Origin of the sequence: Exiguobacterium sp. s145, assembly GCF_018618835.1 — a bacterium.
Taxonomy (GTDB): domain Bacteria; phylum Bacillota; class Bacilli; order Exiguobacteriales; family Exiguobacteriaceae; genus Exiguobacterium_A; species Exiguobacterium_A artemiae.
In genome coordinates this window covers 55,866-77,997 of sequence record NZ_JACSMV010000012.1, presented here as the reverse complement: position 1 = coordinate 77,997, position 22,132 = coordinate 55,866, and the positions used below count along the sequence as shown (strand labels likewise).

Annotated in this window: 24 protein-coding genes and 1 riboswitch; of the genes, 14 read left to right on the top strand and 10 right to left on the bottom strand. The window is 48.5% G+C overall.

Annotation, left to right across the window (positions count from 1 at the left end; genetic code table 11):
• Positions 1–61: 61 nt before the first annotated feature.
• The gene (locus KNQ07_RS10450) at positions 62–808 is read left to right on the top strand and encodes a rhomboid family intramembrane serine protease (protein ID WP_214766531.1); all 747 of its coding nucleotides are present in this window, start codon (positions 62–64) and stop codon (positions 806–808) included.
• A 63-nt stretch (positions 809–871) separates the two neighbouring features.
• On the opposite strand, the gene KNQ07_RS10445 is transcribed toward KNQ07_RS10450, so the two are convergent.
• The 3 genes from KNQ07_RS10445 to KNQ07_RS10435 are packed head-to-tail and all read right to left on the bottom strand — an operon-like array spanning position 872 to position 1,928.
• The gene (locus KNQ07_RS10445) at positions 872–1,135 is read right to left on the bottom strand and encodes a hypothetical protein (RefSeq protein WP_012371674.1); all 264 of its coding nucleotides are present in this window, start codon (positions 1,133–1,135) and stop codon (positions 872–874) included.
• A 33-nt stretch (positions 1,136–1,168) separates the two neighbouring features.
• Positions 1,169–1,663, bottom strand: a complete 495-nt coding sequence (locus KNQ07_RS10440) for a hypothetical protein (protein ID WP_012371675.1) — start codon at positions 1,661–1,663, stop codon at positions 1,169–1,171.
• On the bottom strand, positions 1,653–1,928 hold the full coding sequence (locus KNQ07_RS10435; protein WP_026827240.1) for a 4a-hydroxytetrahydrobiopterin dehydratase: 276 nt from the start codon (positions 1,926–1,928) through the stop codon (positions 1,653–1,655). The genes KNQ07_RS10440 and KNQ07_RS10435 overlap by 11 nt, the downstream gene beginning before the upstream one ends.
• Positions 1,929–2,092: 164 nt before the next feature.
• On the opposite strand from KNQ07_RS10435, the gene KNQ07_RS10430 reads away from it, so the two are divergent.
• Together KNQ07_RS10430 and KNQ07_RS10425 are read left to right on the top strand one after the other, a co-directional pair.
• Positions 2,093–2,626, top strand: a complete 534-nt coding sequence (locus KNQ07_RS10430; protein ID WP_214766529.1) for a cysteine hydrolase family protein — start codon at positions 2,093–2,095, stop codon at positions 2,624–2,626.
• Positions 2,627–2,642: 16 nt separating this feature from the next.
• Positions 2,643–4,094, top strand: a complete 1,452-nt coding sequence (locus KNQ07_RS10425) for a nicotinate phosphoribosyltransferase (RefSeq protein WP_214766527.1) — start codon at positions 2,643–2,645, stop codon at positions 4,092–4,094.
• 26 nt (positions 4,095–4,120) lie between these two features.
• Here the strand turns inward: KNQ07_RS10425 and KNQ07_RS10420 are convergent, their stop codons facing one another.
• On the bottom strand, positions 4,121–4,450 hold the full coding sequence (locus tag KNQ07_RS10420) for a hypothetical protein (RefSeq protein ID WP_114596592.1): 330 nt from the start codon (positions 4,448–4,450) through the stop codon (positions 4,121–4,123).
• 142 nt (positions 4,451–4,592) lie between these two features.
• Here KNQ07_RS10420 and KNQ07_RS10415 point away from each other — a divergent pair, with 142 nt between their 5' ends.
• Positions 4,593–5,078 (top strand): YwpF family protein, encoded by a 486-nt coding sequence (locus tag KNQ07_RS10415; protein ID WP_114596593.1) that lies wholly within the window; start codon positions 4,593–4,595, stop codon positions 5,076–5,078.
• Here the strand turns inward: KNQ07_RS10415 and KNQ07_RS10410 are convergent.
• Both KNQ07_RS10410 and KNQ07_RS10405 read right to left on the bottom strand, forming a co-directional pair.
• On the bottom strand, positions 5,075–5,665 hold the full coding sequence (locus KNQ07_RS10410) for a histidine phosphatase family protein (protein ID WP_214766525.1): 591 nt from the start codon (positions 5,663–5,665) through the stop codon (positions 5,075–5,077). The two genes, KNQ07_RS10415 and KNQ07_RS10410, sit on opposite strands and share 4 nt — an antisense overlap.
• Before the next feature lie 51 nt (positions 5,666–5,716).
• On the bottom strand, positions 5,717–6,676 hold the full coding sequence (locus KNQ07_RS10405) for an alpha/beta hydrolase (protein WP_214766523.1): 960 nt from the start codon (positions 6,674–6,676) through the stop codon (positions 5,717–5,719).
• A gap of 177 nt (positions 6,677–6,853) precedes the next feature.
• On the opposite strand from KNQ07_RS10405, the gene KNQ07_RS10400 reads away from it, so the two are divergent.
• A complete protein-coding gene (locus KNQ07_RS10400; protein WP_214766521.1) occupies positions 6,854–7,807 on the top strand; it encodes a metal ABC transporter solute-binding protein, Zn/Mn family in 954 nt (317 codons plus the stop codon).
• Between the two features lie 68 nt (positions 7,808–7,875).
• Positions 7,876–7,979: riboswitch (SAM riboswitch) on the top strand.
• Positions 7,980–8,057: 78 nt separating this feature from the next.
• On the top strand, positions 8,058–9,365 hold the full coding sequence (locus tag KNQ07_RS10395; protein WP_012371684.1) for a Na+/H+ antiporter NhaC family protein: 1,308 nt from the start codon (positions 8,058–8,060) through the stop codon (positions 9,363–9,365).
• Positions 9,366–9,406: 41 nt separating this feature from the next.
• Here KNQ07_RS10395 and KNQ07_RS10390 read toward each other — a convergent pair whose 3' ends face one another.
• Entirely contained in the window at positions 9,407–9,607 is a 201-nt protein-coding gene (locus KNQ07_RS10390; protein WP_012371685.1) for a hypothetical protein, read from the bottom strand.
• Positions 9,608–9,764: 157 nt separating this feature from the next.
• On the opposite strand from KNQ07_RS10390, the gene KNQ07_RS10385 reads away from it, so the two are divergent.
• A complete protein-coding gene (locus KNQ07_RS10385) occupies positions 9,765–10,577 on the top strand; it encodes an aldo/keto reductase (protein ID WP_012371686.1) in 813 nt (270 codons plus the stop codon).
• Positions 10,578–10,681: 104 nt separating this feature from the next.
• On the opposite strand, the gene KNQ07_RS10380 is transcribed toward KNQ07_RS10385, so the two are convergent.
• From KNQ07_RS10380 to KNQ07_RS10370, 3 genes are all read right to left on the bottom strand, one after another.
• Positions 10,682–11,143: a hypothetical protein gene (locus tag KNQ07_RS10380; protein ID WP_012371687.1), complete on the bottom strand. Its 462-nt coding sequence runs from the start codon at positions 11,141–11,143 to the stop codon at positions 10,682–10,684.
• A gap of 118 nt (positions 11,144–11,261) precedes the next feature.
• Positions 11,262–12,707 (bottom strand): alanine/glycine:cation symporter family protein, encoded by a 1,446-nt coding sequence (locus KNQ07_RS10375; protein ID WP_214766519.1) that lies wholly within the window; start codon positions 12,705–12,707, stop codon positions 11,262–11,264.
• A 225-nt stretch (positions 12,708–12,932) separates the two neighbouring features.
• Positions 12,933–15,380 (bottom strand): CoA-disulfide reductase, encoded by a 2,448-nt coding sequence (locus KNQ07_RS10370; RefSeq protein WP_214766517.1) that lies wholly within the window; start codon positions 15,378–15,380, stop codon positions 12,933–12,935.
• Positions 15,381–15,578: 198 nt separating this feature from the next.
• Here KNQ07_RS10370 and KNQ07_RS10365 point away from each other — a divergent pair, with 198 nt between their 5' ends.
• The 7 genes from KNQ07_RS10365 to KNQ07_RS10335 all read left to right on the top strand — a co-directional run bounded on the left by KNQ07_RS10365 (position 15,579) and on the right by KNQ07_RS10335 (position 22,127).
• The gene (locus KNQ07_RS10365) at positions 15,579–16,106 is read left to right on the top strand and encodes a type III secretion system chaperone family protein (RefSeq protein WP_012371690.1); all 528 of its coding nucleotides are present in this window, start codon (positions 15,579–15,581) and stop codon (positions 16,104–16,106) included.
• A gap of 150 nt (positions 16,107–16,256) precedes the next feature.
• On the top strand, positions 16,257–17,444 hold the full coding sequence (locus tag KNQ07_RS10360; RefSeq protein WP_214766515.1) for a hypothetical protein: 1,188 nt from the start codon (positions 16,257–16,259) through the stop codon (positions 17,442–17,444).
• A gap of 25 nt (positions 17,445–17,469) precedes the next feature.
• A complete protein-coding gene (locus tag KNQ07_RS10355; RefSeq protein WP_214766513.1) occupies positions 17,470–18,390 on the top strand; it encodes an NAD-dependent epimerase/dehydratase family protein in 921 nt (306 codons plus the stop codon).
• A complete protein-coding gene (locus tag KNQ07_RS10350) occupies positions 18,369–19,226 on the top strand; it encodes a lysylphosphatidylglycerol synthase domain-containing protein (protein ID WP_214766511.1) in 858 nt (285 codons plus the stop codon). The genes KNQ07_RS10355 and KNQ07_RS10350 overlap by 22 nt, the downstream gene beginning before the upstream one ends.
• Positions 19,227–19,231: 5 nt before the next feature.
• Positions 19,232–20,665, top strand: coding sequence for an alkaline phosphatase family protein (locus tag KNQ07_RS10345; RefSeq protein WP_214766509.1), 1,434 nt, complete (start codon positions 19,232–19,234; stop codon positions 20,663–20,665).
• Positions 20,662–21,393 carry a glycosyltransferase family 2 protein gene (locus KNQ07_RS10340; RefSeq protein WP_214766507.1) on the top strand — a complete coding sequence of 244 codons (732 nt, stop codon included), beginning with the start codon at positions 20,662–20,664 and terminating at the stop codon, positions 21,391–21,393. The genes KNQ07_RS10345 and KNQ07_RS10340 overlap by 4 nt, the downstream gene beginning before the upstream one ends.
• Positions 21,390–22,127 (top strand): hypothetical protein, encoded by a 738-nt coding sequence (locus tag KNQ07_RS10335; RefSeq protein WP_214766505.1) that lies wholly within the window; start codon positions 21,390–21,392, stop codon positions 22,125–22,127. The genes KNQ07_RS10340 and KNQ07_RS10335 overlap by 4 nt, the downstream gene beginning before the upstream one ends.
• Positions 22,128–22,132 lie beyond the last annotated feature (5 nt).

The following is a 22,132-nucleotide window of genomic DNA, read 5'->3' as shown; positions in this document are numbered from 1 at the left end:
GCCTCCACAGTTCTATTCTTCGCCATCTTCATATAGAATGAAGATGAAGCGAGGTGTTGTCATGTTTAGTCGAACGGAAAACTTACAAACGTTCACACGTTCTTATCCGGTCGTTTCGTTGTTCATTTTAATCCAAGTTGCCCTGTTTGTCATCGAACAGTTAAACGCCTTTTTCAACTTTGGCTTTTCGCCGCTCAATTACGGGGCAGCCATCAACTTGTTCATCGGGAACGGGGAATGGTGGCGTGTCGTAACCGCGACATTCCTGCATTATGATTTTTGGCATATCGCCTTCAACACGTTTGCCCTAATCATTTTCGCACCTGCCTTGGAGCGGATGATCGGTCACGCGAAGTTTGCTTCCTTCTATCTTTTAGTCGGAACGCTCGCCAACGTCTTGACGTATTTTACGAAAATCAATGAACCGTTTTACGGTCAAGCCGGGGCTTCGGGCGCAATTTTAGGACTGCTTGGTTTTTACGTCTATCTCGGTCGTTTTAAACGGACTGTCATTTCAGCTGATGACGCGCGTCTCGTGTATATCTTCAGTGCCATCACAGCCATCTTCACCTTACTCGGTTCGAACGTCTCTGTCTTTGGTCACTTATACGGTTTCGTGCTCGGGTTCCTTGCCGGCTTCATCTTCGGAAAAGGAACAGTGCCGTTTACACGTCCGTTCAATACCGGAAGACGTCCTGCATCAGGTGGTCGCATCATTCATACGAGCGGTTCCGGACAACTCGGACGGATCATCTTTTATGTCATCGTCGCCTTCGCCGTGTTTGGCCTGCTGGCCCGGTTCATTTGAAACACAATCCAAAAAGGAGCCCGCTGAACTTAAAAATTCAGACGGGCTCCTTTTTATGATGGCTTATTTACGTAATGATTCCGCAAGATCTTTAATATCATCGATCAAGTTATGGATCGTTTCCTGGTTATCTGTATATAAGGCACGAAGTTCTTCAAAACGGCCTTTCGGATCCTGTTTGACGGCTGAAATTTGTGTCCCTGCTCCGCCAAATGTGCGTTTGAACGCAGCCAGTTGCGATTGACGTGTATCTTTATGAAGCATTGATAAAGTGGCGCCTACAAGCGCTCCACCAAGCGTTGCTGCTAAAAAGTAATTCTTTTTCATCTGTTTTTCCCCCTAGACTAATTTAACTGTTGATTACAGCGGTTGCAAAAGCTGATACCGTTTCATGACCGGGGAAGGCGAAAACGACTTCCCTGCCTCTTCAGCATACTGGTCGACGGTCAGTCGTTCAACTGATTTCGCATAACGCGAAGCATCCCCGTCATTGTTGAACTGAATTAACAGGACCAGATCCGTCCCCCGCTCGACACGGGCAATCCGGACGGCCTGGAAACTGTCGTATTCGGCTCCCAGTACTTTCGGATCCGACATGACATGATGAACAAATAGATCACCGCTGTTCTGATCTGCCGGAATCGACCAATAAAATAGACTGCCTTGTTCATCAAAATTACCCCGTGTTTCGAGCAACGTATACGTGTTGCCGCTTTGGAACGGTGACTTCCCTTCTGTTTCGATAAATAAAAGAGCTTCCCCGCTTCCACTTGCCGCCCGGATCTGAGGATCACGAGATCGAATTTGATCAACAAAACTGCCGCTACCGAATGTTATGGAAAGTTTAGATGGCATCACAGGCCTCCGCGAGTTCGAAGTCTTTGCTAGTCAGACCGCCTGAATCGTGGGTCGTCGCAGCAAGCGTAACGTTCTTATAGTCAATGATGATTCTCGGATGATGGTTGAGATGTTCCGCTATCGAACCAACCTCCTGTACAAAATCAAGTGCTGCCGGGAATGAATCCAGTGTATAGACACGGACGATTTCGTCATCGACGACACGCCATTCTGCCAATCCTTCTAGACGTTCTTCCACTTCGTACTCATTCAACCTTTTCATGCCATTTTCCTCCTCCACCATTATTTTCGTCCTATACCTTATACCCTACTTTTCCGGTTTCTTATACCTCCAGCGGATGGATTTCTTCCTTTTGTCTTCCGGCACAGATAGAGTACAATGTGAAGGAGAACACTATCTCTCAAAAAAGAAAGGGGCAGACGCTCATGCGTGCGCTAATCGTGATTGACTATACGGTTGATTTTGTAGCCGATGAAGGAAAGTTGACGTGCGGAAAACCAGGACAGGCCATTGAAGGACGCATCGCTTCACTGATGGATGAGTTCTCATCTGAGGATTACGTCGTCATCGCAAACGATATCCATGAAGAAGGAGACACGTTCCATCCGGAAACCGTCCTCTTCCCACCCCACAACATCCGGGGCACGCACGGCCGGGATCTTTTTGGACAAGTAGCCGAAATGGCACGTGTCGCAGATCATGTCATCGATAAAACACGTTACAGTGCTTTTGCCGGGACGGATCTTGATTTACGGTTACGCGAACGTTCGATTCAGGAAGTCCATCTCGTCGGAGTCTGCACGGACATCTGTGTCCTGCATACAGCAGTCGATGCCTACAATCTGGGATATAAAATCGTCGTCCATGCCGACGCCGTCGCAAGTTTCAATGCGGTTGGTCACGACTGGGCACTTACACATTTCAAACAATCGATCGGCGCAGATGTCGTCGGCGAATAAGAAGGGATCTGTCTTTATGTTACAACGTAATCTTGCACTTCATACTGACCTTTATCTGCCGCGGTGGATGTATATTTATTGGAAAGAAGGACGGCACAATGAACGGGCTGTCTTTGATGTCTATTACCGTTCAAACCCGTTCGAAGGCGGCTATGTCGTATTCGCCGGACTTGAAAATATCATCGAATACGTCCAGACCCTTCGTTTTACGGAAGAAGACATCACGTATCTCCAAAAAATGATTGATTTCCCGGACGAGTTCAAAGATGAATTGCGAAACTTTAAATTTTCCGGTTCCATCTCAAGTGTCAAAGAAGGCGAAATCGTTTTCCCGAACGAACCGCTCGTGCGGATCGAAGCCCGGATTTTCGAAGCCAAACTACTGCAGACCGCGATTTTGAATATCGCCAATCATGAATCCTTGATTGCTACGAAATATGCGCGGATCCGTCAATCGGCACCGGGAGCAAAATTCCTCGAAGCCGGTGCGCGTCGTGCCCAAGGCATCGATGCTGCTTACTTCGGAACCCGCGCGTCGTACTTAGCCGGTTTTGATGTCACGAGCCTTGCTTCTGCCGGACGAGACTTCGGTATTCCGTGCGGTGGAACGATGGAGCATGCCGACATCCAATTCCATGATGATGAATTAACAGCGTTCCGGACGTTTGCCGCCTACTATCCGGATCAAGCGACATTACTCGTCGATACGTATGACACGCTGAAAAGCGGTTTGCCGAACGCGATCACCGTCGCAAAGGAACTTGAAGCAAAAGGACATAAATTGCGCGGTATCCGGATTGATTCCGGCGATTTATCCTACTTATCGAAACGGGCACGGACAATGCTCGATGAAGCCGGTTTCCCGGATGTCGACATCGTCTTATCCGGTGATCTCGACGAATACGTCATTCAAGACTTACGGATTCAAGGGGCACAGGCGAATACGTTCCTCGTCGGAACACGCGGTATCACAGCATACGAACAACCTGCACTCGGTATGGTCTATAAGCTGGTCGCACGTGAAGTCGACGGCGAACTCATTCCGGTCATCAAAGTCTCTTCCTCAAAAGCGAAGACGACGACACCACACATCAAAGAAGTGTACCGGATTGTCGACCGCGTCACGAATAAGTTCAAAGGCGATTACGTAACGTTACTCGATGAAGATCCGACTGATCTGGAGGCAATCGATCTAATCGACGTCCGTGATCCGTCATTCCGCAACCGGATCGAAAACTTTAACGTCGAACGGTTGCTGACGCCGATTTTTGTTGATGGAGAACTTGTATACACGGTCCCGACCATCGAGGAAAGCCGCCATTTCCATGAACAGCAGATCGGTCGTCTATGGGAAGAATACAAACGCCTTCGTCTGCCGGAAGTCTATGCCATCACCTTCAGCGACCGTCTCTGGAAACTGAAACTGGATATGATTCGCGACACACGGACAGCAAGCGGTCTCAAATAAACAAGTGAACATAAAAACAGCCTACTTCAGCTGAAGTGGGCTGTTTCATTTGGTGTAACTGTCATTTGGATTGCCGCTTGTTCCATTTGTTGACGAAAGTACCAAGCGAAACCAAGCGCACCTCCGATGAAAACGATATACGTAATCCGTTGACCGAACTCTGCCAAGGAATCCGCATAAAAAATACTGATTAAGTGGTCGCTTCCACTGATGAGAAGCAAACAGGCAATCAGGAGCGCTATACGATAAGCAAGTGTCGGACGGTCTGTTGGTTCAGCATGCCAATACGAGATGATGTAATGGGCAAGTAAGATGATGCCAATGATTCCTAATACTCCTATCAGTGCTTGCGGCATAATGAACGGTCCTCCTGTTTCTAATTTCTACTTCCATTTAAACATAGTTCACTAAAAAATCCTCTCTAAAACTTTCCCATCGTTTGCCCAGTCACGGTATACTGAAGAAAATCTGTTGTTCATTCAACAAGGAGGCGTTTTCTTGAAAACCTTTAAATTGTGCACCTTACGTATTTTAATGGATGAATCCGGCCGGGATACGACGATTCCCGTTACGATCAAAGATGGATTGACTGTCAGCACGGATCAGACGGCACAGTGGGTCGCTGAAATTGTCGTCCTGAAAAATGATCAACCGATCATCGACGAGTTGTTCACCAAAAATTTACGGGCCTTGATTGAAATTACGATCTCACGACCTGATAATGATCCGGCTGCGATGATTGTGACGCCGCTCGAATCAACTCCCTTAAGTGAAGGGGTATCGTATCTGTTCAAAGGAAAGATGGTCATGATGAAAAACGACTTGTCGGAATCCATCTTACGCGAAGTCGTCGAGGATCATTTCACCGGTGAAGCCTTGATTCAGGAATACAAAGACCGACGTTCGAAACGCGGCGCACATATTACGAGTATCGCAAAAGAAACGTTTAAACAGTACCTCCACGAAAATCCAACCATCTCTTAAGGACGTATCGTTTGATCTACGATATGATCCGCGACATTGATGCGGTCAATTTCATACCGGTCGGAGAAACGAATATAGTTCGCACATGCATTCTTCAGCGGTGTCCGGTAACTGAAGCTATCATCAATCGAGGATAATGCCGCTTTGATTGTATGCGAGTGACAGACGATCAACAGGCGTTGTCCCCGGTATTTTTCTGTCAGTTCTTCAATTGCCGAAAACACCCGCTGTTGGATTTCCTGTTCGGTTTCAAGTCCCGGTACACGTTCCGTATCATTCGCTTGGACGGCTTCATAGATTCCGGCGACGGGCTGTCCTGACGCCAATCCAAACTCCCGTTCGACCAACCGGTCATCCGTCTCCGTCACATCCAGTCCGACGGAACGTCCGATGATTTCTGCCGTCTCGACTGCCCGCGATAAGGGGCTCGAAATCAAGACGTCCCATTGTTCTTCCGCCAGATACGCAGCACTCATTTCAGCCTGCCACCGTCCGGTTTCATTCAGCGGAATATCCTCCCGTCCTTGAATCCGTTCGTTTAAATTCCAATCCGTCTGACCATGACGCACTAAACAAATTTCTGTCATTTCACTGTCTCCTTCAAAAGAAATATGACTGATTGTATCATGTTTTCTTTTTTAATGAAGGGTCTCCCTGGGCGGCAACGCCAGGACTTGACAGCTGAACGCTTCAATCCGTTCCAGCAACCGCTCGATTTTGAGCGGGTTTTCCGTTTGGGCAAAACTCGCCAGTGAATGTGTGCCGTTCGGGAAGGAAAACAGTCGGACATCCGCTCCGACATCCGCTCCTTTTTCCACGAAATGCAATGCTTGCGTAAACGGGACAATCGGATCTTTTTTCCCGTGCAGCAGCATGATCGGCGGCGAGTCCGCCCGTAAGTGCGTCACCGGCGAGACCCGTGTCATAAGTTCCCGCCACTCTTCCCTGCCACCCCCGTAAAACTTGATATGGGCAATCCAGGTTTGAATGAACTTGAACAGCAGGAAATTCGTTGGAGGATACAAGGCAATGACACCGCTGATCAACGGCAGGCGTTCCATTTTTTGTTCGCCGACAAATTCCGTCGGAGCGAGTGCCGTCGTCAGCATCAAGGCGGCTCCGGCTGAATCTCCCCACAGCACCATCCGTCCGCGCATGATTTGTAAATCATTCGCCTCTTGATTCAAGAAACAGAGTGCGTCCCCTACGTCCTCCAGATTATCCGGAAAATAGCTGCCGTCTTCGAATAAGCGGTAATCGATGCTGCAAACGGCGATACCGAGCTCGAGGAAACGTTCCATGATTGGTGTAAAACAAAAGACATCATCCCGGTTTCCCCTGACGAAGGCTCCCCCATGCGCATAAATCGCGACCGGGAAAGGACCGTCCCCTGGAGGATAGTATAAATCCAGCTTCAATTCTTGGGTGTGAACGGTTTTATACACAACCGTCCGCGGCGCGAGTTGGACTTCTGACAGCGGAAGAGCCGGTTCTGTCCATCGTAATAACGCACCGTAGTTGTTCCAAATGCTTGCTCCGGCCGCAGCCGTCGTTAAAATCGCTGCCCCTCCCATCAGCCAAGCGGTTTCCCGTTTCACCTCATCACCTCCGAAATTTCCTCTCGATTTCTAATCTTATTAGTCTTTTACCCGATTTATTTAGAAGTCGAACGTCTTCCCTGACTGGTACTTGACGCTTGGTTTCGGATTCGTTATAGTGAAAAGGTTCAAATCGGAATAATTACGTTTTAATATTTTTTTGGAGGGTTTATTCATATGAAAAAATTACTTTCAGCTTTCACGGTCGCCTTTGCAGGAGCTGCTTTTCTTGCTGCCTGCGGTTCTTCCGAATCCACTCAGGATGCGGCCGACCAAAATCTCCGTGTGTATACATCGACATTCGCTACCGCGGCAATCGCCAAGGAAATTGGCGGAACCGATATCGACGTCAAGATGATTGTTCCACCCGGTGCCGATCCGCACTCGTACGAGCCGACGTCTAAACAACTGACAGAAATCGCACAAGGCGATCTGTTCCTCTTAACCGGTACGACGCTTGAACCGTACTCCAAAAAAATCAAAGCCAGTCTTAAAGGCAACGATGTTCGTTTCGTCGAGACGAGTAAAGGAATCGACTTACTCGAAGCAAACGCCACGCTTCATGAACATGAAGGACACACCGACGAACATGCGGCAGAAGAACATGATCACGGCAAATTTGATCCGCATGTCTGGCTCGATCCGAACAATGCCAAAGTGATGGCTCAATCAATTACGACGGCACTCGCTAAAGAAGTACCTGCTAAAAAAGCAACGTTTGAGAAAAATCTCACCGCTTTTAATAGCAAGGCCAATAAGCTTGATCAAAACTTGCAACAGGCTGTTGATGAAGGATCCAAAAAAGAATTGCTCGTCACCCATGCCGCTTACGGATATTTAGCAGAACGCTACGGATTCTCGCAATTGCCGATTGCCGGTATCTCTCCGTCGGACGAGCCTTCGCAAAAACAACTGGCGGCGATCGTCAAGGAAGCCCAACTTCACGACTTGAAGTATATCGCTTTCGAAGAGACGGTTTCACCGAAAGTTGCCCGTGTCATTCAACAGGAAATCGGAGCGGAGGCCATTACGATCCACAACCTCGAGTCCGTCACGAAAGCACAGCAGAAGGCATCGTATTTTGAGTTGATGAATGAAAATGTCGCGACTCTCAAACAAGCACTTCAGTGAAGTAGTGTTGACATGCAGTAAAAGATGCGTTACGGTAGAAAACGTATTTCAGACAATTAAATGACTTCTTTTTATCGCGAGAGACGGAGGGACTGGCCCGATGATGTTTCGGCAGCGGACGATTAAATCGTACTGTGCCAAATCCAGCAAGCTGCGGCTTGAGAGATAAGAAGAGCGTCTTTTTCAGTAAAGACCTCCTTCTTTCTTGCGAAGGAGTCTTTTTTTGTACTTGTAGAAAAGGAGTGGTTTGATGAACGAAACGATTACACCGAATAAATGGGCACTTCTACCGTTACTTGTCTTTTTAGTTCTTTTTATCGGTGCCGGTATTTTTTACGATGACTTTTACAAGTTTCCGATTCTGATTGCGGCTTTGATTGCCTTGATTTTTGCGGCGGTCACAACAAAAGGCGGTATTAATCAGACCGTGGAACGGATTGCAGCAGGTGCAGGAAATCCGGACATCATGATTATGGTCTTTATCTTCTTGCTTGCCGGTGCCTTTTCCGGAACGGCCGATGCAATCGGCGCGATCGAAGCAACCGTCAATGCGTCATTAACATTTTTACCTCCGTCCCTCCTGATGAGCGGACTGTTCATCATCGCCGCCTTCATCTCGATGGCGATGGGGACTTCCACCGGTACGATTGCGGCACTCGCTCCGATTGCCCTTGGAATCCATGAAGCAACCGGTGTCAATGTTGCGATTGCGGCCGCCGCTGTCGTTGGTGGCGCAATGTTCGGCGACAACTTATCGTTCATTTCCGATACGACGATTGCAGCCGTCCGGACACAAAAAACCAACATGCGTGATAAATTCCGAACCAATTTCCTGATTGTTTTGCCGGCAGCTATTCTGACTATCATCATCCTGGCATTTGTCTCAAGCACAGGAAATGTCGTCGAAGCGAAGGCGTTTGAGTTTTATAAACTGATTCCGTATCTGTCCGTCATCATCCTCGCCTTGTTTGGCGTCAACGTCATTCTTGTTTTGATTGGTGGAACCGTTTTAACAGGTATCATCGGGATGATTGACGGCAGCTTCGGCTTAAGCGGTTTTGTCCTATCCATGTCTGACGGCCTGATGGGAATGGCGGAAATCTCGATTTTGACATTACTGATGGGTGGTCTCGTCAGTCTGATCACCTTTAACGGTGGGATTGCTTACCTGAAAGAAACGCTGACGCAAAAAATCTCTCAACGTCGCGGCGCGGAATTCAGCATGGCAGCACTCGTCAGTGCGACGAACCTCGCAACAGCGAACAATACGATTTCGATTCTTGTCGCCGGTCCACTGGCAGCAGAAATCGCCGATACGTATGACATCGACCGAAAAAAGTCAGCCAGTATTCTTGATATCTTCTCTTGCGGCATCCAAGGTATCATTCCCTACGGCGCCCAGTTGCTGATTGCCGCGGAATTGACGAAAACGGCCTCTCCGGAACTGATTCCTTATCTGTTTTATCCGTTCCTGCTGTTCGTTTGTGGATCTCTTGCGATTCTTTTCGGCTTCCCGCGTCGGAAAACATCGGACGCACGTCAAAAAAATGTTTCATAACAAACAGACCCGTCGCAACAGCGACGGGTCTTGTGTTTGTCTTATTTTTTCCGGTCTTGGCGGTTGAGAATGAAGTAAGCAATCGCTGGAAGCGGGAACTGAATCAGTCCTGCGCCTCCCCAGACCCATGGATTCCGCCCTGTCTTCCGGGCACCGAGGAACAAGCATGCCGCTTGTGTCCCTAATAAGGCTGCAAGGCCGGCCCACACACCTTTTGGTACGTTTTTAACAGATCGTTTCATAAAATACACCTCGTTTCCTTTATAGTTTTACCCTCCTCATTTCGCTTTCTAACCGTCTTTTTCCTCCCTTGAGCGTTGAAACAGACGTTCTTGCTTGTTCATGCTAAACTAAACGAGCAATTCCATATTCTCGTTTCATTGAAGGAGGAGTATACACATGCAATACGCAAAACTTTCAAATGGTGTCACGATTCCACAAATCGGATTTGGTGTCTGGCAAGTCGATGAAGAGACGGAAGCACCGGCTGCCGTCGCAGAAGCCCTTCGTGTCGGTTACCGTCATATTGATACGGCTGCCGTTTACAAAAACGAACGTGGTGTCGCCAAAGGAATTAAAGAAAGCGGCGTGAACCGTGAAGATCTCTTCTTAACGTCTAAAGTATGGAACGATGACATTCGTGCCGGACGCACTAAAGAAGCTTTCGCTGAGTCACTTGAACGCCTCGAAACCGACTACCTTGATCTTTATCTGATCCACTGGCCGGTTGAAGGGTATATCGAAGCATGGAAAGCCATGGTCGAACTTTACGAAGCCGGCAAAATTAAGGCAATCGGTGTTTCGAACTTCAAAGAACATCATCTCGATACACTTGCTGAAGAAGGATTAATGACACCGATGATCAATCAGGTTGAACTTCATCCGCAACTTCCGCAACATGAGTTGCATGAATATTTACAGGACCACAGCATTCAAGTCGAGGCGTGGAGCCCACTCATGCAAGGAAAATTCCTCGAAATCAATGACTTCAAGGAAATTGCCGAAAAACACGGCAAATCCCCTTCACAAGTCGTCTTGCGTTGGCATTTAGACAACGGCATCGTGGCGCTTCCAAAATCGGTCACACCCGAACGCATTGCGGAAAACTTTGACGTCTTTGACTTCCAACTCGATGCAGATGATCTCGAGAAAATTGACCGTTTGGCAACCGATGTCCGTCTCGGACCGGATCCGGACGAAATCGATTTTTAAGTACACATACACAATCGGTTTAAAGAAAAATGGTTTTTCTATAGACGAAGGGGAGGCGGATATTCACATCCACCTCCCCTTTTTCCTATATGAGTGATGGACCGTCAGACATAATAGACGAGAATCGTATCCTGCGCCTCTTCCGCCTGGTGAAAATAAGCGCATAAATTTCCGAACTGTTCCCAGACCTCATCAAAATCACCTTGTCGGCCGGCTTCCTGATAAATCACTTCAAGTGCTTGGCGATCAAAATTTCGCATGACCTCCGAAGAAATGATGAGCAACGGTAAGGGAAGGATACCGACGATTGCTGCATGCTCTTCATTGACGATCAGTTCCTCTCCGACAATCGCCCGTCCCAGATTATAATGGGTCTCTTGATCAATGAAGATATCGATTTGACTCATCAACTGATACAACGGAGTCGTTTCTTCGAGTGCAAACAATTGTTCATGATCGGGTTGTGTTTCATGGATAAATAAAATCCAGTCCATGATGATATGGGGATCATCTCCAAACGAATCCCAAACGGCATCCGCGACACGTACATAGTGTACGTTTTCCATCCTTCCCCCTCCTTTCCGGTCGTTTTTTTTAATATTCCCATTTTCACACTGCTTTAATGACGATTATTAAAATCTCTCCAGACAAAAAAAGGACCAGATGACTCTGATCCTTTTCATATTAAATCGCTTTTTCTTTTTGGTCTTCGTCCTGCCATGCTTCAAGCAGTTCTTGACCCGGAAGATTCGGAATTGAATTTTTATGGAAACGGGGATCTTGTCCCTTTTTCCGTTGCACTAAATAATCATCCAGTGCGAGCTTTGCAATTTTGGATAAGCGGAAAATCGCATATAAGTTAACAATCGCCATCAAGCCCATGAAGATATCGGCAAGTGCCCAGACAAGTCCAGCCGTTTGAACGAGTGAACCAAACACAATCATACCGAGGACGATGATCCTGTACGCAATCATGATTTTCTTATTATCGTTGATGAAGCTGATATTCGATTCACCGTAGTAGTAGTTTCCGACAATCGAACTGAAGGCAAACAAGAAAATCGCAAGCGCCATAAATGCTGTGGCAAACGGACCCACTTGAGATGCCAGCGCCCCTTGCGCCAAATCGATTCCGGCGACCGGTGCTCCACTCGCATCCTGCGTCGCAACCCCACTGACTAAAACAATCATCGCTGTCGAAGAACAGACGAGCAGTGTGTCGACAAAAACAGCAAACGACTGGATCAATCCTTGTTTGACGGGATGCGATACTTCTGCCGTCGCAGCGGCATTCGGAGCTGAACCCATACCGGCTTCATTCGAGAAAAGACCACGACGGATTCCGTTTAGGACCGCGGCTCCGATTGCTCCGCCGGCCAGTGTTTTGAACTCAAGTAAACCTTCTTGGAAAATCAGACCAAAGACGTTCGGCAATGCTTCTAAATTCGTCACCATGATATAGAGGGCAATCAAAATATAGCCTCCTGCCATGATCGGGACGAGGAACGCCGACACGGTTGCAATACTCCGGACACCACCGAAGATGACAAGTGCCGTCAACAGAACGAGTCCGACCGTAATCCACGTCTTATCAACCCCGTACTGGCTTTGAAGCGACAGTGAAATCGTATTGGACTGAACCGAGTTAAAGACGAATCCGAACGAGATTGTAATCAGAATACTGAAAACGATCCCTAACCACCGCTGTCCAAGCGCCTTTTCCATATAGTACGCCGGACCACCGCGCCATGCTTTTTCATCACGTACTTTATAAATCTGAGCCAGCGTACTCTCGACGAATGCCGAAGCTGAACCGATTAAGGCGATCAACCACATCCAGAAGACTGCACCCGGTCCACCGAGCGCAATGGCTGTCGCGACGCCGGCGATGTTGCCGGTCCCGACACGTGCCGCTGTACTGATGGCAAAAGCTTGGAAAGGCGAAACACCGTCTTTTCCTTTATCCGTTCCTTGGAACAATAGCCGCAACATTTCCGGAATCATCCGAAACTGGACGAATCCCATGCGAATCGTAAAATAAATTCCTAAACCGACCAATAAGATAATCAAGACACTCGACCATAACAAGTCGTTGATACTACCGATAACATCCATCAGTTGTTTTTCCACAGGTGTTCCCCCTTAGTTAAGCGTTCGCTTATGTAACCTTTTTTCACATGTGTTCTATAATACGTAAATAATTTTAGAAAATCAAATTCATTTTCTTCTTTTAAGTCATCACAATCTATAAAACCCTCACAAACCTCACATGTGATGTCAGGTTCATCATAAAAAACAAGGGACTGACTTTTGGGTCAGTCCCTTGTTAAGAATTGATTTAACCACTGAACACGATCAGATGAACAGATTCAGGTTCGAACCGTCCGTCGCTCCGAGATAACTTGCGACACCACCATAATCAATATCATCGAGCAACTCCTCTTTTTTAATGCCCATGATGTCCATCGACATCGTGCAGGCAATCATCCGGACGCCGGCTGCTTGTGCCTTCGCCATCATTGTCTCCAGAGCGTCAACCTGTTTATCCTTCATGACTTTTTTCATCATTTTTTGACCGGCTCCGGCCATGTTCATGTTCGAGAGCGGTAATTCACCGGCATGTTTCGGCATCATCATCCCCATCATCCGCTCCATCGGTGCCTTATCGACAGCAGGTGCATCCGGTTTACGGATGACGTTGAGTCCCCAGAACGTAAAGAACATCGTCACTTGTTTCCCCATTGCCTGTGCGCCTTGCGCAATGACGAACGATGCCAGTGCTTTATCCAAATCACCGCTGAAGACGACCATCGTCGCATCATCGGCAGTGGCAGCAGCCGACTGTACCGGTTGGTTCGTCGCATTCCCTTTTTCAAGCAGGACTTCAACGACTCCTTTGTTCATTTCCGCCGTGTGAACGGTATGACCGAGTTTTTTGGCCCATGCTTGAACATCCGGCAGGAATCCGGGATCGGATGCTTTAACGAAGACTTGATCTCCATCCTGCAATTGATCGATTTTCGTTTTCAGCTCCAAAATCGGTCCCGGGCACTGTAAACCACACGTATCCAGTAACGTAATCTGTTCTTTCGTTACTTGTTTCGGTTCGCTTTTGATTGTCGTCACAGCTGTTTCCTCCCGTACTTGGCTTCTCGCTTCACGGTCACGGTTGACCGTCGCCCATGTTTTATATCCGCCGCTTAGATTTTTGACGTCGAATCCGTTTTGCTTGAGCAATTGACTTGCGACATAACCTCGGAGTCCGACCTGACATGTCACGTAAATCGGCTGATCTTTCGGTAATTCATCGAGTGACTGACGTAATGTCGGTAAAGAGATGTTGACGGATCCCGGAATCGATCCGAGTTCGTTTTCGGAAGGTTCCCGGACATCAAGCAACAGTCCGCCGTCCGTGACAATCTGGTCAATCTCGTGCCAATGGACGTTTTCGCTGTCCCCAAGTACGATATTCGAGGCGATATAGCCTGCCATATTGACTGGATCTTTTGCCGAACTGTACGGAGGTGCATACGACAGTTCCAAATCGGGAAGATCAAGGACAGTCAATCCGCCTTTAATGGCTGTTGCCAACACATCGATTCGTTTCTCGACACCTGTCATCCCAATCGCTTGTGCGCCAAAAATCGTTCCGTCCACCAGATCAAACAACAGTTTCATCGAAATCGGACTGGCACCCGGATAATAACCGGCATGCGAGCCGGGATGAAGATGAATCGCTTCATAACGACGGCCCGATTGACGAAGACGTTTTTCATTGTTTCCGGTCGAAGCGACCGTCAAATCAAATACTTTTGCGACTGCTGTTCCGAGTGTTCCTGTGTAACGGACATCTCGTCCGGCAATGATGTCGGCGACGAGACGGCCTTGGCGATTTGCCGGCCAAGCCAACGGAACGTGAACCGGTTCACCTGTAATGTAATCCTTCACTTCAATCGCATCACCAATCGCAAAGATGGCAGGATCCGATGTCCGTAATGTCTCATCGACCTGAATCGTCTGTTTGATTCCGAGTTTAAGTCCCGCTTCTGAAGCCAAGTTGCTTTCCGGCATGACACCGATCGATAGAATGTTCATCTCGGTTTGAATCGTTTTTCCACTCGTCAAGACGACGCGCGTCCCCGCTTCTTCAAAACGTGCCACACCGTCCGCTAAAATCAGTTCGACACCTTTCGCCCGCAAATGTTCATGGACGATGGCCGCCATTTCCGGATCGACCGGTGCCATGACTTGATCGGACATCTCAACCAGCGTCACACGCGCTCCGCGTTCGACTAAGTTTTCCGCCATTTCAAGACCGATGAATCCGCCGCCGATGACCGTCGCATGTGCCGGACGCGCTTCATCGACATACTGGCGCATTTTATCGGTATCCGGGATATTGCGTAATGTAAAGACATTCGTCGCTTCCGCCAGACCCGGAATATTTGGACGGATCGGTTTTGCGCCTGGTGACAAAATCAACTGATCGTACGTTTCGTCGTACTCTTCTCCCGTATCCACCTTCCGAATCGTCACCGTTTTTTGCTCGCGGTTGATCCGGATGGCTTCCGATAAATTCCGAACGTCCAGATTGAAACGTGCGTTCATCCCTTCCGGAGTTTGAACCAACAATTTATTCCGGTCTTTAATGACGTCTCCGATATAGTACGGAAGTCCACAGTTTGCAAAAGAAATTTCTTTTCCCCGTTCCAAAAGAATAATTTCTGCTGTTTCATCCAATCGACGTAATCGTGCTGCCGCCGTTGCTCCACCTGCTACTCCACCTACAATGATCGTTTTCATTCCGGCTTCCTCCTCCAATGTTCTATGTGTACCAATATACCCATTCAGGTATGTCTTTTCAAGTTATCTGTTCGTTGATTCACAAACTTGTCGGAACTTGATTATAAAATTGTTCCTTCGATGATAACGGACATTAGTTGCAATTCCATCTAAAATGCTTGAAACTGAGATTACAGTATTTATAAGGGGGATTTTATAATGGATCAGGATCGTAACTCGAAAGACACGAACGATAACAAAGTCACGCCGATCAACCAAAACAGTCAGCCGGAAACAAATGAAAACGGGGTAACGGCTGTGCAACAACAATACCTTGAAGAATTCCAAGCTTTCTTAGTAGAAAAAGGCATTCCGATGGAAGCACGCGAAAATGAAACACACGTCTTCTTCATGACACAGGAAAAAACACCATCAGGCGCTGAACCGATGATGATGATTGTCTTCAGCAAGACGGCGACAGACGTCGAGTTATTCGCACGTACGATTACACACGTACCGGACGGTGTCGAAGATCTTCCAATCTTAAATGCAATCAACGATTTCAACCAAGAATTCAAATACTTCCGTGTTGTCCTCGACAGCGACCGTGATGTCACGATTGCTTCAACGATTGACCTCGATCACGGCTTTAATCCGGCAGCGATCTTTGGACACTCTGTCATGATGTTCCAAGCTTCGGATGAAGTATTCGCTTATCTCACGAAATTATATGACCAAGTTCAGTAAAATATCGCTTAAAAATGGCTCTCGAGACAACTCGGGAGCCATTTTTTCATTTTCAAGTTCAATTGACAATGAGAATTATTCTCGCTATAGTTAGATTTGTGAAAACGACATCATTTTAAATACATTTATCTTATTCTGGGGGAATAGATTATGAAAAAACGCTTAAAAGTAGCATCACTCTTTATCACAGCAGGACTGCTTGCTGCGTGCGGGAATAGTAGTAATGAAGACACGACAACGGCTCCGAAAAAAGAGAAAACGGAGCAAACATCTGAAACGAACACAAATGCCGGGATCGCCGCGACGACCTTAAAAGATGAACTGACCATCTTCAGCTCGATCAAAGCGGAACTCGATAAAGCAAAAGAAGGTCAAACCATTGACTGGAAGATGGTCACGACAAGTTACGACTCCAAATTAAAGGGCGGTGTCACGACAGCTGCTCCTGAAATCGACGAGGTCATCAGTTCCGCATTAGCCGGTGTCGAATCAAAAGATCTTAATGAGAATGTTGCCCGTCAGCTCGTAGACAAAGGCATTCAGTCTTATTTCTATAAACTTCAGAAATCAACACAAGCAACAGCCGAAGAAGCGGTCGTCGCTGGAAAAACAGATGAAGCGACAGCTGCACTGAACGATATTAAAGAGATGTCGAAGACCGTCTTCATTCCGACGGCGGAAAAGCGGGATGCGAGTTACGGTTTTAAAAATGAAGACTCCATTGCTCAAGCCATCAATTCCGGTCTGACGGCACAGAAAGAAGCCATCACGGCGAAGAAAGCGGCCGACTTCAATGTCGCGAAACAATTGACGGATAAATCGATTTACCGGTCGTTCTATCTCGCTGCTCTCGGTTACGCTCAAAAAATCGAAGACGGTGTCAAAGCCGGCACAGACGAAAAAGAATTGCAGATGGAACAAGCTGAAGGATACGGATTCCTGCTGGCCATCGAAGAATCACTTGCCGGCGGCGATGAAGAAGCCGTCGCTACATTAAAAGAACGCTATGATTTTTCAAAAACAAAACCGGCAGACGTTAAGTTCAAGGAAATCGAGAGCTTGTTCGCCAAAGCACTAACGGAAAAGATTGACGGCTACCACGAAGAAACACAAGAAGCACTCGAGAAAAAAGATATCGATACAGCACGCGTCGAAGCGATGGAAGCTAACATGTTCGTCATTGCCATGAAACCGACACTCGAAAATCGTTTAGGCAAAGAAACAGCACAAACAGTTTTGGCAGATGCGAGTGCTTGGTATGCTCTTGTCGAAAAAGGTGATCTGAAGGCAGAAAAAACAGGTGATCAGATCACTGACGCGTTAGAGCCGCTCAACTAATCGTTTAAAATCGGAGGAATGCGCTATGCAAATCGGAATTACAGGAGGAGCCGGCTTTATCGGGGCGGCGCTTGCACTACGGCTTCAAGCAAGCGGTCACACCGTCCATGTCATCGATGCGTTTACCGACTATTATGATGTCGAATTGAAGCTGACAAGGGCAAAACAGTTACAGGCTAACGGAATTGACGTCTTTGACGGCAACGTCCACGAAGATTTGGCAACGTGGTGTGCCAACCACTCGTTTGCCGCCCTGTTTCATTTAGCAGCATTGCCGGGTGTCCCGGGTTCTTTAACTGAACCCCATCGCTACATCGAAGATGACATCGCGATGACGGTGACTGTCCTCGAAACAGCCCGAACCCACGGTATTCCGCATGTCTTTTTTGCTTCCTCCTCTTCCGTTTACGGTGAACAGACCGGCGCCTTGCTTGAACATCAAGCGACAGGAAATGTGATGAGTCCTTATGCAGCAGCTAAGTACAGTGCGGAAACGTTTTGCCGGACCTATCAAAATCTGTATGACCTGAATATGACGATCTTCCGATTTTTCACGGTATATGGTCCGTCCGGTCGTCCGGATATGGCGTTGTTCCGCTTCATTGAACAAGCACTGGACGGTCAAGCGATTACCGTTTTCGGCGATCCGGTCCGTGACTTCACCTATATCGATGACATCACCCGGGGCATGGAACAGGCGCTTGACGCCAACGCGACCGGCCTCTTCAATCTCGGTGCCAATCGTCCGGAATCGGTTCGCGATATCGCCATGTTACTCGGTGAACGGTTTAACGTCCCGGTCATTTCGGCACCGGCACGGACAGGCGATGTCTCGATGACTTGGAGTAATACCGAGGCGGCCCGGCAGACGTTTGGTTACGTTCCTTCCTTTACGCTCGCTGATGGAATCGAACGGATGATCACATGGCATCTCGAACGTCGGTGATCCGTGGAGTTGCGAGCGTCTTCTTGACGTTGGCAACTCTTTTTTTAATTCTGCGTTTTGGCTTGGAACTGCCGACTGCCTATCAGTATGTCAAAACATTGACGACTTCGTATTGGACCTTCGTCGCAACGGTCAGCTATGCCCTGGCTTTTTATATCCGGGCCGTCGCTTGGCGGACGGCCGATGAAAAGACGGCTCCGACCGCCGTCTATCTGACGAGTCTGTATATCGGACTGGCTGTTAACCACCTGTCTCCGGTCAAACTCGGTGAAGCGGTCCGCTTGTTGACAGCCCGCGCGATCGGCAGTCCGCTTAAACGGACGACTGCCATCTTAGTCGCCCAGCGCGGGATCGACCTATCCATCCTCGGTCTTTTCGTGACAGCGGGGTTATTATTAGGTCAAACCGTATGGGTCGCCGCTTTGGCGTTCGGAGCAGGTCTCGTTCTGCTACTGCTCGTCCGTCGGTTCATCCGGACGATACCGGTCTTGATCGGATATGGCCTGCTGGCCTGGCTGTTTGAGGCCGGAGCTGTCACCTGTCTCTTTCTCGGGGCAGACGTGCCGGTCACTTTCCCGGTCATTCTAATCGCGATGAGTGCCGGGGTCTTATCCGGCATCGCCCAGTTCACACCGGGCGGGCTCGGAACGTACGAACTCGCCATGGGAACGGTCCTGCAACTTTCAGGTGTTCCGAACCCGTATGAACTCGCCTTGATGACACATCTCTTTAAATACGCTTTTGCCTTCTTAGCGCCGGTTTATGTGCTCCTCCGGCACTTTGCAATCGTTCACTTACTGTTCACCCAGTTCAAGAAGCACAACACGAAAGGATGACCATCATGAAAAGTGCTTCCCGTTTTGAGAAAATCGCCGCACGGATGTGGAACTTATTGAATGAAGGCAAACCCTTCACACCGATTTTTACCGCCGGCGTTTTTCTGAGTTATCTCGTCTTGACTCAAAGCTCGTTCAGCGGTGCCTGGTTCGGGTTCCTGATGACCGTGCCGCTGTTCGTTTTATATTGGAAATTCGACTTTCCGCTGTTTTTGCGTAACTATCTGTGGCTTCCGTTGATTGTCTGGTTCTTTATAGAAGGAACCGATTCCCGCCTGTTACCGTTGTTCGCTTACGGAGCCGGACTGTACTTCTTCTTTACCATCTTTTTTTGGGGGACGATTTATTACCATCTCCGAATCGGAACGGACTGGCTTAACTTCACGCGTTTTTGGAAACTTGTGCTGAAGAACAGTGACTCGACGAGTGGAAATGCGCAGGAACAACTGCCGAAAGTCGGACTGTTGCTCGCCTACTGGCAAACGGCTTCCATCGAGCAGACACTCGACTGGTCTTATCTCTGGTTCCCGCTCGGACTGCTCCTGTTCGCCTGGATCCTACATCATTACCTGTTTGACTGGAAACCAAAACTGCCAACGGAACAGACCGTCGACGCACCGATTCCGACGTCCAGAAAAGTCTACGTCCTGATTGTCGATGGCATGCGGAAAGACCGTTATATGGCGGCAAATACTCCTTTCCTTGAGCGATTGCGCCAAGAAGGAACAGAGTACACAAACATGGAGACGGTGTATCCGGCCCGAACGGTCGTCTGCTTCAGCTCGATGTTCACAGGTGCACGTCCGGAAGAACACGGCATCCATTCGAACATGGTCTGGAACACGACCGGTGTTAAAACAGACACCATTTTCGACCGGTTGCGTGATGTCGGCAAAACCGGCAAGATTCTCGGGATCGCCCATCTTGTCGACGCCTTCGGTGCAAAAGATGTTCATACCGTGACGGCGGTCATGCACAATGATGTCGCCGATCGGAACATCATCGACCGGGCCAAACAAATCGTCCAGGACGAGGATCCTGACTTACTGGCGATTCAGCTGATCGGAACCGATCAGACCGGTCACAGCCGCGGGACGCTCTACTCCGAATATGTTCAAAAAATCGAAGAGGCGGACGCTTTGCTGGCTGAATTTTGTGATGAGCTTGATCGCCTCGGGAAACTCGATGATGCGACACTGATCGTCATGGCCGATCACGGTCAGGCCGACGGCATCGGCGGTCACGGACATCTCGATGAAGGCGAACGGTTCGTCCCGTTCTGGATGTACGGGAAACAGATCCATGCCGGACGGAAAGTCGACACACACCGTCATATTCTGTCACTCGGACCAACCGTTGCGAAGCAGCTCGGGGCTGCAATTCCGCAGGACAGCCGGGGTGTCTTATTGACTGAAGCGTTTAAGGAGGAATCGTCATGAAAAAAGTCGTCGTTTTTCTGCCGGCCCATAACGAAGAAGTATCCTTACCACTCGTCTTAAAACGGATTCCGGCTGAAATTGACGGACTTCCCGTCGAGACGATTGTCATTGATGACGGATCGACCGATGCGACTTCGGACATTGCAAAACGCCACGGCGCACATGTCTATCGCTTCTCTGAAAATCATGGGCTCGGTGCCGCTGTCCGCGAAGGACTGCTCCGATCTTACGAACACGGAGCAACGGTGGCCGTCATGATTGATGCGGACAATGAGTATCCGGCCGATCAGATTCCAGATATCGTCCGGCCGATTCTTGCAGATGAAGCGGATTATGTCTTCGGTTCCCGTTTCTTAGGCACCGTTGACGGAATGCGTTTGTACCGCTATATTGGAAATCATGTTTTTACGTGGTTGCAGTGTCTGTTGCTGAAACAACGGATTCACGACGGTCAAAGCGGAATGCGGGCCTTCTCCCGTGCCGCCTGTAAACATGTGGAGATCATCCACGATTATAACTATGCCCAAGTCCTGACCTTGAATCTTGTCCGGAAGGGATTCCGGCTGCACGAAGTGCCGATCCGTTACCGCGTGCGGGAAGCCGGCAAGTCCTTTATCCGTTTGAATTATGTCCAGCGCGTCCTGCCTGCGATTTACCGGGAATGGCGTCGTCCCATCAGCCGCTTATCCGCTGAAGAACGTTTTGAACGAAAGGAGCACCTTGGATGAGAAAACCACTTGTATTGACCATCATCGCCTTCCTCTTCCTGCTGACCGCACCGCTGGCGGCATCCGCGTACAGTTACGGGGATCCGGGAAAAGAGGCGTTTGCGGAAGCTTATAAACAGTTTGAAGAACAACTCGATCAAAAGGATTACAAACTGGCCCGGGAAACGATTGATGCCTATGATAAAGAGTTCACCCTCTACTTCCCGGAAGCTAAAGAAAAAATCGATGCTGCTTTAGCAGATCAAGATACAGATGCTGCCAAACAGGCCTATCGCGTGGCGTTACGTCAAAATATCGAACGTCGTCTGCATTTCGCACAGGAACAATTCGATGATTTCGGTCAGGCCAAGCTGCTGCTCGCAAAAGCACGCGGCACATATGACGTCCTCGCTCCTTACGTCAAGGAAAGTGAGGATGCAAAGACGAGCGATTCCTTGTATACTGCATTTGATGAATCGCTTGCCGCTCTCGGGAATCCCGGATTGTTCGGCGTCGGGAAGAAAGCCAGCGACCGTGAAGCATTTGATCAAAACATCAAACAGATTGAAGATACGATCACCCCGTTATTCGTTTTACCCGGCGAGGAAAAGACCGGTGTCTTCGATGAAGAAGACTCGATATTCGGTCAGTCCTTCGGAACGGACGATATTTGGAAAACGGTCGCCATCAGTCTGGTCATCATCTTAATCGTCATCGTCATCATCGGTCAGCGTAAGAAACGACGCGCTCAATAAGGAGG

What these genes read in the sequence shown, in the direction of transcription:
- KNQ07_RS10425 (WP_214766527.1), top strand. Translation starts at nt 2,643, where the DNA reads ATGTTACAACGTAATCTTGCACTTCATACTGACCTTTATCTGCCGCGG.
- KNQ07_RS10385 (WP_012371686.1), top strand. Translation starts at nt 9,765, where the DNA reads ATGCAATACGCAAAACTTTCAAATGGTGTCACGATTCCACAAATCGGA.
- KNQ07_RS10390 (WP_012371685.1), bottom strand. Translation starts at nt 9,607, where the DNA reads ATGAAACGATCTGTTAAAAACGTACCAAAAGGTGTGTGGGCCGGCCTT.
- KNQ07_RS10370 (WP_214766517.1), bottom strand. Translation starts at nt 15,380, where the DNA reads ATGAAAACGATCATTGTAGGTGGAGTAGCAGGTGGAGCAACGGCGGCA.
- KNQ07_RS10355 (WP_214766513.1), top strand. Translation starts at nt 17,470, where the DNA reads ATGCAAATCGGAATTACAGGAGGAGCCGGCTTTATCGGGGCGGCGCTT.
- KNQ07_RS10395 (WP_012371684.1), top strand. Translation starts at nt 8,058, where the DNA reads ATGAACGAAACGATTACACCGAATAAATGGGCACTTCTACCGTTACTT.
- KNQ07_RS10345 (WP_214766509.1), top strand. Translation starts at nt 19,232, where the DNA reads ATGAAAAGTGCTTCCCGTTTTGAGAAAATCGCCGCACGGATGTGGAAC.
- KNQ07_RS10365 (WP_012371690.1), top strand. Translation starts at nt 15,579, where the DNA reads ATGGATCAGGATCGTAACTCGAAAGACACGAACGATAACAAAGTCACG.
- KNQ07_RS10380 (WP_012371687.1), bottom strand. Translation starts at nt 11,143, where the DNA reads ATGGAAAACGTACACTATGTACGTGTCGCGGATGCCGTTTGGGATTCG.
- KNQ07_RS10360 (WP_214766515.1), top strand. Translation starts at nt 16,257, where the DNA reads ATGAAAAAACGCTTAAAAGTAGCATCACTCTTTATCACAGCAGGACTG.
- KNQ07_RS10440 (WP_012371675.1), bottom strand. Translation starts at nt 1,663, where the DNA reads ATGCCATCTAAACTTTCCATAACATTCGGTAGCGGCAGTTTTGTTGAT.
- KNQ07_RS10445 (WP_012371674.1), bottom strand. Translation starts at nt 1,135, where the DNA reads ATGAAAAAGAATTACTTTTTAGCAGCAACGCTTGGTGGAGCGCTTGTA.
- KNQ07_RS10400 (WP_214766521.1), top strand. Translation starts at nt 6,854, where the DNA reads ATGAAAAAATTACTTTCAGCTTTCACGGTCGCCTTTGCAGGAGCTGCT.
- KNQ07_RS10410 (WP_214766525.1), bottom strand. Translation starts at nt 5,665, where the DNA reads ATGACAGAAATTTGTTTAGTGCGTCATGGTCAGACGGATTGGAATTTA.
- KNQ07_RS10340 (WP_214766507.1), top strand. Translation starts at nt 20,662, where the DNA reads ATGAAAAAAGTCGTCGTTTTTCTGCCGGCCCATAACGAAGAAGTATCC.
- KNQ07_RS10430 (WP_214766529.1), top strand. Translation starts at nt 2,093, where the DNA reads ATGCGTGCGCTAATCGTGATTGACTATACGGTTGATTTTGTAGCCGAT.
- KNQ07_RS10450 (WP_214766531.1), top strand. Translation starts at nt 62, where the DNA reads ATGTTTAGTCGAACGGAAAACTTACAAACGTTCACACGTTCTTATCCG.
- KNQ07_RS10420 (WP_114596592.1), bottom strand. Translation starts at nt 4,450, where the DNA reads ATGCCGCAAGCACTGATAGGAGTATTAGGAATCATTGGCATCATCTTA.
- KNQ07_RS10350 (WP_214766511.1), top strand. Translation starts at nt 18,369, where the DNA reads ATGGCATCTCGAACGTCGGTGATCCGTGGAGTTGCGAGCGTCTTCTTG.
- KNQ07_RS10435 (WP_026827240.1), bottom strand. Translation starts at nt 1,928, where the DNA reads ATGAAAAGGTTGAATGAGTACGAAGTGGAAGAACGTCTAGAAGGATTG.
- KNQ07_RS10335 (WP_214766505.1), top strand. Translation starts at nt 21,390, where the DNA reads ATGAGAAAACCACTTGTATTGACCATCATCGCCTTCCTCTTCCTGCTG.